The following is a 13,840-nucleotide window of genomic DNA, read 5'->3' on the forward strand; positions in this document are numbered from 1 at the left end:
AAATTGCGGTTGCACGCAGCGGTTTCAAGGTGTTGAAGGCTGGCTGCTCAAACCTAAGCCGGACGAGCCGGAACCAAACAGGTATTACGATAGAAGCCTGACGAATGACCGAGGAGGCGATCATGTTGGCGATGGCTCTGGCGGAACGATACGCGACGAACATGCATGGTGTGCTTTCGTGCTTTGACCGGATCATTATCACCGGCACGCTGCCTGGTGCGTGCTACGCGGCAGGAATGACGAGTTATTTGTACGCGCACGGAATTCGGGTATTCGACTACCCGCGATTTGCCGAGCCGCTGCGAGATCGCATTCGTGAGCGTGCGCAGGAGGTGTGTCTGGCGGCGGGTATTGAAATCGCGCACGTCAGCAAAAGCCATATTCGCAAGGAAGAGTTGGTCGCGCGAGTGCTCGCCGGTCGCGGCGACGCACCGGGTTTGGTGCATGTGCTCTCGGCCATGGAAGCCTGTCCGAGCTACAAACCGTGGCATGACAAAGGCAGTGGCAAGACTTACCTGCGCCCCGATCAAGGCAAGTGCCTGCACGACTACTTCTATTTCATCGACGAGGAACTGGGGTTGTGCTACCTGCGTGTGCCGACGTGGGCACCGTTCGGGTTGCAGTTCTACTGTAATGGTCACAGCGCTCTGGCAAGAACTCTGACGCGAGAAAGGATCGACTTCCTCCAGCAGGACAACGCCTTCCTGCGTGTCGCCGACATCGCGCAGGCGCAGGCGCTGGCGGATGCGTTCAGTCCCGACGTACTTCACCCGCGACTGGATCGCTATGCGCAGTGGTTGTGCCCAGTGCTTGACGTCTTTGGATCCTCGTATCACTGGAGCTTGCGCCAAGTCGAATACTCCACCGACCTGATGTTTCGCAGTGAGCAGATATTGGTTCCACTGTATGACGCCATTTCGCGCCAAGCGGTCTTGGCCGCCAACGCAGAACGCGTCTCCAGCTTTCTGGGCAAGAAGGTCACGCCACAACTGGCCCAGGAGATCGGTTCCCGGTTGTCCACCCGTATCGAGGGGCGCTGCATCAAGCACACCATGGGCGCCGCTGGCGTCAAGGTGTATGACAAATTCTCCCGCGTACTGCGGGTCGAAACGACCGTCAATGACGTGAGTTTCTTCAAACACCACCGCAAGGTGGAACACAAGGACAGGCACGCCACCCGAGAATTGGCGCCCCTGAAGAAGACAATCTATAGCCTGATCGACCTGCGCGACATCCTGCTCGGCTGCAACCAACGTTACCTGGCGTTCCTCTCCAGCCTCGATGACCCCAGTGCTGGCGAGCGTGACTTGGAGCGATTGAGCATGCCACGGTTGGGGGCGGCTCCCGGTGTCAAAGGGGTGAACTTCTTTGATCCTGCCGAGAAAGCCTTGCTGCAAACCATGCAACGCGGCGAGTTCAACATTCACGGTTGGCGTCGTGCCGATCTTCTCAGCTATCTGAAGCTCACTCCGTCCGCCATGTCGCGCCAACTTGCCCGACTGCGTACGCTCGGCTTGATCAAGAAAGTCACTCATACCTATCGCTACTACCTCACTCGATTGGGGCGTTCAGTCGTCGCTGCGGCCTGCTCATTGACCCGCTTCAACATAGTGCCAACCATGGCTTGCGCATCCTGAATTCTTCTCATGATTTGTGATGATTGAACTGGTTAGTGACTAAATTGCAAGTAGCCGGGGCTTCCCCGCCATCAACATCGGCGCCACTCCCAAATCGGTGGAAATCTATGCCTTCGTCCCCGGCGCCGACCCAGTGCCCGAAAAAGCAGCTACCCGCGTAGATGAACGTTTCGCCGACCCCTTCCGCCGGATGGCTGGCGAAAAGCGCTTTTAGCGGTAAGCCAGCGAGGATTATTATTGTTTGATGCAACTCGCCGAATTGCCCAAGCAGGAATCTCGCAAGCCAAAGCCTGTCACCATCCGCATTTAACGAACGTGCCGGCCCCGCAGTTCCAGAGTTTCAGCAGATCCAGGTTCCACAACCCATTGGTCAATAGTCGGAGCGGGCAGAACGGCGCCCACCGATCAATCTGGCATGCACCGTATTGCCGATGGCGATCTGGGTGCCCGAAGCACAAAGCAACTCCCACCTACCACCATCCGACGCCGTCGCTGTCACTCCCACTCGATCATCAACGGCGCATGTAAGCCGTTGTCATGTCTAGAACTTTCTTTGGCGCCGCGGCTTTTTACCGTCATTTTTACCGTCATTTTTACCGTCAAATCGTGATGTATCAGCATTGAGGCGGGTTTCCGGGCGGTTTCGCGAAAACTCACCTTTCGAGATCTATCGAGGTCTATCGGCTCCTGAAGCACTCGAGAGCCAACCCTGCAACTGTCCAGCCGCTCTCAAGGTTTGGGCGTGACCTGCACCGACACCGGAATGGTTTTGGTGTTGGCGCCGCTGCCGAACACCAGATTGAATGTGACTGCCGTTGCTGCCGTCACGGCATTGGGTGCGACAAACGTCAGCGTTGCCGGCCGCCCGCTGCCATTGATCACGCTGGCGTTGACTGCTGCACCCGCCGGTAGTGGCGATGTGACGGTGATGCTGGCGGGTGCAATCGGCATCTGAAAAGTCTGCGTTTTTCCTGCTTCCACAGCGGCAATCACTGGCGCCACCAACGCCTGTACATTGACTTGCAGCATCTGGCAGATATTGCTCAGTTGCGCCGCAGTCAAGCCAATGGGATCGAGTTGGCCGCTGCCGTGAAAAACGGCGTCGGTGTCTTGGTACGTCGCTTTGATCGCCAGGTTGTGAACGCCGGTGGTGCCGACCGGCACGGTCACGTGCAGCGAATCGGCGGCATCGAAGATGAGGGTGGTTGCCGGTGCTGTGCCCTGGTATTGCAGATCGTATTTGGCTTTGCTATCGCCGGTGATGGTAAAACGCAGCGTTTCGGTTTCGAACAGCGGGTCTGCTGCGGTGCCGGCCGGCGTCACCGTTAACGCCTTCACCTTGATATTGCGCAGTTTCTGGAAGTCCGCGTCGAAGCCCACCGTGTTTACCAGCTGGCCCGCCGGTAGCTCGCCCGATACATGCAAAATGTAAGTACCCGGTTGCGAGGCGGCGAAAAATGCACCCACGGCATTTTCGACCTGATCTTTCATGTGCATGTAGTAGTTTTCGCGAAAGCGCACGCGACCGACGCTGTTGGCATCCACTGAACCGTAAACCAGTTCGGTGGGGGTCAGTGCAACGCCGCCGACGTTGACTGCAGGCGTTTCTACTGTTAAAAATTCCAGTGGATTGATATCGGATAAACCAGTGGCGGTGTCGCCAAAACCGCGCCCCTGCAAAAAACCGAATACGCGCGAAAATTGGCCGACATAAATTTCGGCGGGGTCGCTGGTTGCCAAATTGTTGTACAAATCGCCAGAGTGGTAGCTGGCGTCTTGTTCGAAGTGCATGCGCGACTGGTTGCCACTGGCCATCGCAAAGCCGATGGGATACAGGCCGAGAAGCGGAAACCAGCTGTCGCGGTTTAAAAACTTGGACAGCACCCGTCCCCACGATACAGGGATGTGGTTACTCCAGAGTTGTTCCAGATTCAGGCTGAACCATTTATTGACGGTGGCGCGAATTTTTTCGAAGGGACTGACGCTGATTTTGACGCGGTCGTTGGTGGCAAATTTGTCGGACTCCAGCGAGAAACGCAACGTTACTTTCTTCTGACCCACATCTAGCGTTTCGATCACATTGAAGGTGCTGTAATCGCCTTTGGCTGCCTCGCAGGGTGAGCCTTCGGTGAATGTTTTTATTTTTTCGATGTCGGCGTCGGTGGAGAATTGAATGACCTTGCGATCGACATCGATCAGTTCCCCGTCCAGGTTGGCCGCTTTTGAGGTGGCGCCGGCGGCAGAGCCTATGCCCCAGGCGACCAGCGCAAACAGAGAGTCCAGGCCGCCCAAGCCGATGTGTCGCATCACTTTGTTGGCGCTGTTGCCGGTGGCCTCCGAGCCGAAGGCGGAGAAACCGAGGTTGATCAGCCACGGCAACGGGAAGCTGAAAAAGAATGGGCCGAGTACCGAGTATTGCCAGACATGACGCATTTCATGTGATTCAACCGCGCGCCGACGGGTGATCGGATCTTCGTTCGGATCGGAGGGGATCAGAATCAGCGATTCCTTTAATTTCGCATCGGGTGTATTGGCACCGGTGGGCGTGATGCGTTGCACGATGATGTTGTTGGCGCCGAGCGCGAATTCGAGCGGGTGTTCGATTTCGATGACCTGGCCGACTGGCGGCGCAAACACTTTGCCGTAGCCTTCCTCGCCCTGTACGAAAAACAGCTCGTCATTTTGCACGTATGGATTGACGCTACCGTTAATGGTGAAGCGCAATTGCACTGTCGGCGCCGAGGCATTGCCTTTGAGGGTATTGGCGACCGGTGAAAATCGCTGCACGGACAAATTGGCGGTATGTGTGGCGGATAGGGCGCTATCCAGTTGCGCAATGACGGTGGGGGCGGCGTTGATCTGGCGCAGCGCACCACCTTGCACTGCGCTTGCCGCGCGAATGCGGATGACATCGTTTAGTATTGGGCTGTTCGGGCGTTCCACCAGCAGTGTGACTTGCGTGGCTGGCGCCGCCGAGGGTTCTGCCGTCAGGCGTTTGGTTTGCGTCATCAAATGCACGGTGACATCGGTGCCGTTGGGGAAATCCACTACGGGCAAGGCATCGGCCAGCGTGAGTTTGTTGTGGGAATTGTCGACGCTGGCGATTGTGGTAAAAAAATCCATACTCGGCGCCTTGCGCACGCGTACTGGCTGATCGGTTTCGAAATGGCCGGCGTCGCCCTGATCGGTGGCGATTTCCGTGGCGCTGCTGGATTTGCCTTTGGCCTGTTTGCTGGTGTCGGCGGTCATGATGTCAACCGTGATCGCAACGGCTTGAAGTGCTGCGGGCAGCGCGGCAAGCGGGCAGCTGACAAACACCTGTTTGACGATGCGCCGTTCCGTTGTCACCGGCGCGCCGCCGGTGTTGTCGACGGCAACGCCATCGCCCTTGCGCAAATCGGCGATATTGCCGACGTTGAGGCGGTCACCGGTGGCGGTTTGGTTTGCAATCGCGGCGCCGTCGGCCATCATTTTGGCGACTTCAACCTGCAAATATTTGATTGCCGTCGGGTCCGGCGGCAGCGCGCTGTCGAGAATGAGATCGCGCGTGCCGCGCAAGCGCGACAGCGCGCGTGCTGTGTAGTCAGTGCCGGCGCGTACGCGCAAAAAGTCACTCACGGCATACAGCGCCTGATCGGCGTGCTCGGCGAGGCGAATTAGTGCACTTTCGCGGATGGACGTTGCTGTCGTCTTGGAGCGAATGCCGGCCGGCATATATTCGGTAACGCTCAGGCCCTCGCTTGGTACAGCCTCGGGCAATTGCGCCGCGATATGCAGAGATGTTCCGCGCACAAAGGTCAGCGTGCGCACAGCGTTGACATCGTCTTTTTGCAAATGGACGCCGGCTGCATCGAGCCGTGCGATGTCGACTGCCTGCGTGAAAAATGCCGCTGGCAGCGCACTGTCGAGTGTGAAAGTGCCGCCGGCGATAGCAGTGATAAAACGCAATTCGTCGCCAGTCGCGGCGCCGGACAAGCGAATCGACAAGCCGTCGCGTGAAACGCCTGAAACAAACACATCGCCCAGCGCCGCCGCAGCAGGTGCGGTCAGCGTGACGGCGGTGAGTGTCGTGCCTGTAGCATCGGTCGTGGCGGCTGCTGTCGCATTGGCGCTGCGCACGCGGTAAACGTCGGCCGCTACTTCGTTGGTGGCGGCGCGGTAGGTGCCCGCATTTGAACACTCGATTAAATCGCGTTGCGAGGTGTCTTCCAGTGTGCTCATCTGGTCACCATTGACCCAGATCACATTGCCCATTGTGAACACACTGCCGCTGGCATTCCAGATGCTGTTGAGCGGAAATGCGAACGGTACCATCAGACGCGACGACCCGAGCAAGGGTGGCAAACCATTCCACGGTGCGATGCGCTTCCATCCGGTTAAATTCCAGGCCGGCATGAAGCCGGGGAAGGTCGCCAGAATGAATATGACGAGACTGATCAATTCCATTTGAAAAGCAATGCTGGTCACTTGCATTGACCACAGAAAAGCAGAGATTGTCGACCAGATCAGGCCCATGAAATTGTGGCCGTTGGGATCGCAGAAATTGACCGGGTCGCGATTGCACCAGTCGTAGGCTGCCTGTTGACTTAACAGATGGCCGGTGCCGCCGGGCAGTGCGCCGAGCACTGGGCGCGCCGCACCCGGCATGCGGTCAAGCGCGTGCGTGCCGAACCACGAATCGGCGCTGATGAATTGGCCGATGGTGGGGTCGAGCCAGCGGCTGCCGGCATGCAATAAGCCGGTGGCGCTGTCGCCAAATAGGCACGCGTAGCCGGGGATGCCGCCCACAATTGGCGAGTCGGCGCCGTAGGGGTCGGCATGCACGACGGGTTGCAATTGGCCGTCAGGCGTGCCGATCGCCGCTAGCGTGCCGCCGTGCACGCGATGAAACGATTGACTCAACGGCCCGCCGCAGACGCCGTCTACGACGCCGATGCACGCGGAGCCAAGCCACAAATAGCTGCGCAGCACGGCCCCGTCGGCCGCGCAATCGGCAATGCGGTGGCCGTCGAAATCAACGATGTAGTAGATAATTCCTTGCGCGCTTTCCCGGCCGACCAAACGGCCGAAACCGTCGTACAAATAATTCACACAGGAGCCATCGGCGAGCGTGACCGAAGCCAGTTGCCCGAACAGGTTGTAGCGATATTCCTGCGTGCCGCTGTCATCGTAGCGGGCGCAGCGGCGACCGAGCGCGTCGTAATCAAAACGCACATTGCCGGCCTGCATGATATGTGGGGCATCGCTGTATGAAAATGCGGTGTCGCCGGCCTTGGTCAGGCACCGTTGCGCATTGAATTCATAATGCACGGAGTCGCACGCACACAGATGGCCGTCGGCGTCGTAAGCAAATTGCTGCTCCCCGGCGCGAGTGACGCGGCCATGGTCGTCGTAGGCGTAGTGCTGGTCAACTGCGGCCTCGCCCGCCAAATCGGTGTGCGCTATGCGCTGCAGCCGGCGTTGGGCGATGTCGTTTTTTTCGCCAGTTGCGTCATCGGCTGCGTCTGTCGATATTTCGAATTCGATCCATTGCTCGGTGCTGGTAACGCCGTTGGCGAACCGTATGTGTGGCGCTTCCAGTTGCGCATAGCGCTGACTGCCGCAGCTTATGATGTTGCCGAGACGTAGCCATTCTGCACTGTTGGGATAGCGGATGGCCAGCACGCGGCCCTGTGCATCGCGGCGGTAATCGACGCGCCATTCGTGGCCGTCAATGCGATAGATCATGTGCGTGGGAAAATGCTGCGCGTCGAACCGCACTTCACTTTCAACGCGTGCGGTGCAGGCGCGCATCGCATCGCCGGTGCGGCTGTAGTGAACGGATTCGCCGCCGCTGTGCTCGAGTCTATGCAATTCGCCATTGCCGTCGTACACGTAGCGCAGGGTGCTGCCGTCGGGTTCTTCGACCAGTTGCAGGCGCTGGAGAAAATCGTATTGCTCGATGCGCTCGGCGCCATTCGCCAGCTGCACAGCTTTAATGACACGATCTGGGCGCCGCAAATTCGCGTTCATTTTTTGTACTCCATTATGACCTGCGTCCCTTTCACAAACACCTACCCAATCGTCACCGATGCGCTCGCACTGTTGATACCACCCTCGGGAAATGCAGCCAATACATCATCGAGCGCTGCTTCCACTTCCGCGACTACAGTGGGCAGTTCATCGCGAATACGGGCGATGGCATCGACCAGTGGCTGAAACAGCAGATGCGGGTCCAGCTTTGCCACCAAATCGCTGATGGGTTGCAGGGTCTGTATCACGGGCGCCAGTAACTGACTCGGTTTTAGTTGGGCCAACTGATCCTGTAGCGCATGAAAGGGTGCGGGGTCCGGCAATAATTTTGCGACGAGGTCATGCAGTTTCTGAATCAGTGCATCTCGCAGGCCATTGAGTTCATTGATGATGATGGCTGGATCGAAGGCGCCGAGCTGGCGTTTCACTACATCGAAAATCAGCTGTAATTCATCTTTGAAGCGTGCCGGTGAAAACTCCAATACCTGTTGCTTCAGTGCTGCGTGCAGGCTGTCGGCGACATGGGCCAGTGCGCTCGGTGTAATCGGCAGAATAAATTCCTCTGCGATGCGGCCGAGCTCCTCGAACGCGGCTGCGACGATATGTTGCAGTGCAACAATACGTGTGCCGATGCGATCGAACAGTGTGTTGATTTCAACGCGCAACGGTGCCGGGTCAAGTTCGTGCAGTGCCTGCCGGATGGTGTCACCGGTCAGTTCGGGCAGGCGCAGGAAATTGGGCAGCAGATTTTGTATTTGCGTCAATGCCGGAAACGCAGTGCGCAGCGCGCTGACATCCAGATTGGCCTGCACCTGCAGCGAGGCGCCGGCGAGGCCTTCGAATTGGACGCGGCCGGGCACCAGAACCAGCGGATTCATCTCATTGAGCAACGCAAGCACACGCGCCGCCGTGGCCGTATCGGCCGGTGCGGTTGCCTGCTGCGCGGCAACGGCGATCGCACCGACGGCGTCGTGATAAGCGAGCACGGCGCCGCTCATTTGCACGGATATCTGTGCCGGCTCGAAGGTGAGCCGGGCCTGCACCATTGCGGCTTCAACCTGCGCGACAACCGACTGCGGATTCAGAACGTCGAGTCCGCCTTGCAAAGCTTGCTGCAAACTGGCAGCTGCTGTCTGTAGCACGCTGTTGTCGAGCCGATTGAATGCTTGGGTCAATTGCCGGTGCAGATCGATCAGCGGCACCAGCATATCGCCGATGCGAAAGCCGAACAGGGCGTCGTCGGCTTCCGGCCCCGGTGGCATCGCAGCCTGTAGATTGGCGCTGGTGATGATGGCGGGCGGCCCTGCGGCGCCACCGACATTGCTGACCATGCTATCGCCGTGCGGTTCGAGCAATTGAATAAAGCGCGTTGGCTGCAGCGCGTCAATCACGTCAGCAATCGGTTTGAACAAGGCTTCCAGCGGCGCGAAGATCACATCGGGATTTAAAATCGCATCGACCTTGGCCGACAGTTCCGCATAAATGCCCGTGATCGGCGCCAGCACTTCGGAAAAGTCGAGCGAGTGAATGGCGTCTTCAATCGGCTTCAGAGCGTCCTGCAACAACAGGGTGAATTGCTCGGGACCGATTTTGGAAAATTCAGCCAGCAATTCGTCGACGGGTTTATCCAGATCGCGGGTCAGCACGGCAGGGTCGAGCATCTGCAACTGTGCGGTGACGGCGCTGATTTTGTCCGCTGCCTGCTGAATCAATGCGGTGGGATCGATTTCGTTGAGTACATCGTTCAACGGCGGATTGATGGTGCCGGCCAGATCGAGATTGCGCAGAAATTCGGCACCGGCTTTCAAAGTAGTCACCGCCGGCTCCGGCAGATTCGACACATCCAGCGCTGCCACTTGGTCGCGTAATCTATTGAGCTCGCCCACCACCACCTGCGCCGGTTGTTCGAGATCGAAATCGGCGAGCGCAGTGTCGATGCTGCCGACGCTGTCGGTAATTGCCTGCAATGCGGGCTGCACATTTTCAGAAAGACTTTGCAACTGCGCGGTCAAATTGTCGAGCGTGGTGCGCAGGGTTTGAATTTGCGCGCTGATCTGGTTGATCGCATCCTCCACACCAGTCCACAGCGAGCCGATCGAATTCAGAATGGCGTTTTCGGAAAACGTATCCAGCCTGGTTTCAATGCTGGTGAAAAAGTCGTGTACGGGCTGTTTGATAAAATTGGGATCGATCACTTCAATGGTCGCGGCGAGCTGGCGCAAAGCGGCTTCCGCCTGCTGGGCCAGATCGCGAAACGGCAGCGATTCGATTGCATGCAGAATGCGCTGCTGAAAATTCACCAGCAGCGTGCGGAACTGGCCGAGCGGGCTGCTTTCGACATAGGCGATAAGCTGATCCACCAGGCCGCGCACCAGCTTGAGAATATCGTCCTCGGTCGGCTCCCACGCTTCAATGCGCGCGGCAGTGCTTTCGAGTTGAGTGCGTATGCCGCTGATGATAGGCGTAAGACGAAAGTCGTGCGGTTGCGGAATGGCGCTGATGTGCGCGGCTACATCGGCCATGCCACGCAGATCGACGCGGGCGAGATTGCCGAGGCTCGCCTGCAACAAATGGTCGCGTACCGATTTCAGTTCAATCAGCAGGCTCAATTCACCATGCAGGCTGGCTTCGAGTGCGCTCCAGTCAACAGTACCGGTCGCGCGGAACTTGATGTCCTGCCATAACGACAGCCGCTGCGCGGGCATATCGCGCCAGCGTGTCAGCTCGGCGCCGGCCGGCACAATGTCCACCAGCGGAGCCAGTATGCCATGCAGCGCTGTCGTCGCCGTGCTCAACAAATCGGGTGGCATGCCGGCGAGGCCCCGCGCAATCAGCGCAGTGACCTCATCGGCGCTCGGCGCGTGGTCTTTCCAGCCCAGCATGGCCTGAAAGAGTTTCAGGAACTGCTCCAGTTCGCCGAGCAGCGAAGTGACTTCCTCGCCGGGCTTGAAGAGACTGCCGAGGTCGCCGATGGTTTTTTCGACAAAGCCTGTGACGTCCTGATCGATACTGCCGGAGAGCAGGCTGTCTTTGAGTGGGCCGAACAGCGCCAGTACCTGCTCGATTTCCGCGCCAATCGCCTGTATGTCGCCGAGGGCGCTGGCCGGCAGCTGCTGCGCGAGATCGCGAATCGGACCCATCAGCGAGTCAATGTTCGGCAATTGCGCGGCTTCATCACCGAGTGTTTGCAGGCCAGACAGCAATGCGCCGACTGGGTTGCCGCTATCGGCACCGCTGCGCACTGCGGCGAGTGCTTGCTGTGCATTGGTCGCCAGCGTCGCGATCTGCTGCGGCACATCTTGCAGTGTCGCCAGATCCTCCGCGGAAATTGTCAGATCAAAACTTCCCATCGTCAGGCTCCACTGTTGTTGCTGCCATTCGCGGCGGCGAACGGGTCATAGCTGAGCGTCAGCGTTTCCACGACGAGGTCAATGGCGCTGCGTGAAAACAGCAGGAATTCGCTGTCGACGCGGCCTTGTCCGGCCTGTGTGGCCAGTGCGGCATGCACAGCGGGCGGCAGGGCGGCGTTATCCAGCACGTATTCGCGCGCGGATTGTTGCTGAGCGTTGGCGAGCAGATTGTTTTGCAAGATGTTGCTGCCGCATTGCAGGCGTATCTGCGGTGCGGTGATTGGTTCATCCACCTGATGAAAAAGTTGCACCAACGGTAATTGGGGGGCGTTGAGTTGGGGGTTGGGCGCTCCCCAGGTAGCACCGCGATCAATGCTCACGCGGCTGCTGGCCGCCGCGACACTGGCATCGGCGCTCGTGCAAAACCAGCGCACTTCGCCTTTGTTGGTGCGCAGAGCTAGCCAGATTGGCGCGTTGCCAGCGACTACTTTTAACGGTGTCGGCAAAACCAATTCTAGCCAGCCGGCAAAACCGGCTTCCAGTTGTTTGACTTGCGGGGCGGCGACGGTAGCACCGGGCAAATTGGCGATATCGCTACGAATCTCCAGCACGACTTCAGCGGCTTCGAAGCAGCCCAGATAAATGCGTACGCTTTTGATCGACACGACGCTGCCAATGGCTTCGCCGCTGCGCGGCGCCACTGGGCTGGCGCAGGCGATCCAATGTTCGAGCCCGAGGCGCAAGCCGCTTGACGGCGCTGTTAGAGAGGGCTCGGGTGAGGCCGCATTTAGCTCGCGTCCCAGCAGTTTGATGGTGAGCCGCATGTTGCTTTTAAGCGGGGCCAAAGCGGCGGGTGCGCCGAGCGTGAAGGCGGTGCATTCGCCGCGCAGCGCGAATGTTTTGGGTGAGTCGCCAAAAGGCTGCACTTGATATTCAGCCACCAGCGAGCGCGTGACGATTTCAATCGCTGCACCGCAATCCGAATGAAAGCGCAGCGGCACCGGTAGGGCGGCGGTGTCAGTGGATGCCGCTTGCAGCGCATCCGATAAATGTTTCTGCGCGAGCGGTGCAAAGCTGATTTCCTGATTACCCGCTTCCGGTAGCAGTACGCCGGGGTTTTGCCACAGCATCAGCGCTTCTTCGTTCGGCGCCAGCGTAACCGATAGATTGCGCGGGGCGGCGTCGAGCACCACGCGATGAATACCGGGTGTCAGTGTAATTTCAGTCAGATCGGTGGGTGACGTGCCATTGACCAGTTGAGCCAGTTGAATTAGCCAGGCATTACCCAGCACTGACGGCAGCTTAAGCAAATAGTGTTGATTACCGAGGTCGGTGGCGCTCATGCCGCCCAGTGTGGGGCCATACATCGGGCCTGGACTCCCAAAGTCGGGGGATGCGAATAGCGGCACGCCTGCTTGCAGTGCGCCGTTTTTGCTGGCGGCGCGGACGACGACATGCGTGGTGGGCGAACCTGGGGCCGGCGTGTAGCTGTAACTAATTTCGACTTTTTTCAGCCGCGACGGTTCGTTTGTCGAAATAAATACGCCCTTGTTGCCGTTGTTGGTGACACTGTATTGCTCGATGTCGAGATCTTTTGAGTGGCAGCGCAACACCAGTCGCGCTTCGGTGACGACGATGGCATCCATGCCACGCAGATAGGGCACCGACAACGCATGGTCAACATCGCCGCCGTCTTCTTCGGCAAAGTCGACAATGTTGAGTGCCGCGATGATGCCGAATACCAGATCGGAAATTTGGCTCTGAGTAAAGGCGAGTGGATAGAAGAGTGCGTTCATCTCAGCCCGGCTCCAAACGCATCGCGATCGATCCGATGAAGATGCCGCGATGGCCGTCCGGCGTCGCGAGGTGGATGGCGACGTATTCGGTGCGGCCGCGGGCGATGGGTGCGGCCGGTGCCTGATAGGTGATGGCGGTCAGCGGTGGCGTCACGGCGATCACGCGGAATCCTGTTTCCTGTCCCGCGCTGCCGCTAATGATACTGCCGCGCTGCGCCGGCGGCGCGTCACTCAACACGGTTGCTGCCAGTTGCAGCGGCGCGTCGACTGCTGGGTCGCGATTCAGTAGACGCGATGTTGGCAGCGAGCGCGTTGAGACGACGGCGGTCTGGCCGGCCCGCAACACGGGGTGGCTGGCAACAATGGTGAGCGGCAGCGCAACGCTAACGGTATCGATGGCGAGAATTTCGCCTTCGTCCTGTGTGACGCCGGGCGGCCAGATTTCGACGCTGCCGCGATATTGCAGACGTGCCGAGAGCAATCCGGAATCCGCGTCGGCATCGCGTACCACGGCACCGGTAGTCAGCGCCAACGACAACATGCGAAAGCCCGGATCGGGGTCGGCCACAGCAAATGCTTTGCCGTTCATCAAATCCGGGTGCGCCAGTGCATGACCGATCAGCGATACATCGGCGAGTAACAAAGCGCGCGCAGCGGCGAGTTCCGTCGCACCATTGCCGGCCGGGAGTATGCCGTAATCGACGATAACGTTTAATTGCAAGGGCAGAATGCGGCGACTGCGCGTACCGTCGAACGCAAATTGCTCGCGTTCGAACAGCGGCGCCGGCGTCATCTCGCCCAGCGCCACCAGTACCGCCGCGCGCCCAACTGCCGGTGCCGCCGGGCCGGGTGCTTCCAGCACATCGAGATGTGCACGCGTGACCAGCGTATCGGCAAGAATCGATGTCAGTTTTTGTTCAATGGTGCCGAGCATCCAGCGCTAATCCTGTAGCCAAAAATACAATAAAAATTAAGCCGCCCTGCCCTTTCCCGCAGGGAGAAGAGACTTGTTCCGTGCCTTTCCACAATGCCTTCGTCAACAACA

5 protein-coding genes and 1 pseudogene are annotated in these 13,840 nt (G+C 58.8%); 2 read left to right on the forward strand and 4 right to left on the reverse strand.

Features of this window, described 5'->3' with window-relative positions; all coding sequences use genetic code 11:
• Positions 1 to 104: 104 nt before the first annotated feature.
• Together IPP03_03580 and IPP03_03585 are read left to right on the forward strand one after the other, a co-directional pair.
• Complete coding sequence (locus IPP03_03580; GenBank protein MBL0351785.1) at positions 105 to 1,637, forward strand: MarR family transcriptional regulator; 1,533 nt, start codon at positions 105 to 107, stop codon at positions 1,635 to 1,637.
• A 46-nt stretch (positions 1,638 to 1,683) separates the two neighbouring features.
• Positions 1,684 to 1,767, forward strand: a pseudogene (locus tag IPP03_03585) (Hsp20/alpha crystallin family protein).
• 599 nt (positions 1,768 to 2,366) lie between these two features.
• Here the strand turns inward: IPP03_03585 and IPP03_03590 are convergent.
• The 4 genes from IPP03_03590 to IPP03_03605 are packed head-to-tail and all read right to left on the reverse strand — an operon-like array spanning position 2,367 to position 13,729.
• Complete coding sequence (locus IPP03_03590) at positions 2,367 to 7,649, reverse strand: hypothetical protein (GenBank protein ID MBL0351786.1); 5,283 nt, start codon at positions 7,647 to 7,649, stop codon at positions 2,367 to 2,369.
• A 41-nt stretch (positions 7,650 to 7,690) separates the two neighbouring features.
• Positions 7,691 to 10,999, reverse strand: coding sequence for a hypothetical protein (locus IPP03_03595; GenBank protein ID MBL0351787.1), 3,309 nt, complete (start codon positions 10,997 to 10,999; stop codon positions 7,691 to 7,693).
• A 2-nt stretch (positions 11,000 to 11,001) separates the two neighbouring features.
• Positions 11,002 to 12,795, reverse strand: coding sequence for a hypothetical protein (locus IPP03_03600; protein ID MBL0351788.1), 1,794 nt, complete (start codon positions 12,793 to 12,795; stop codon positions 11,002 to 11,004).
• Position 12,796: 1 nt separating this feature from the next.
• Positions 12,797 to 13,729 carry a hypothetical protein gene (locus IPP03_03605; GenBank protein ID MBL0351789.1) on the reverse strand — a complete coding sequence of 311 codons (933 nt, stop codon included), beginning with the start codon at positions 13,727 to 13,729 and terminating at the stop codon, positions 12,797 to 12,799.
• Positions 13,730 to 13,840 lie beyond the last annotated feature (111 nt).

Source organism: Candidatus Dechloromonas phosphoritropha (assembly GCA_016722705.1).
Classification (GTDB): Bacteria; Pseudomonadota; Gammaproteobacteria; order Burkholderiales; family Rhodocyclaceae; genus Azonexus; species Azonexus phosphoritrophus.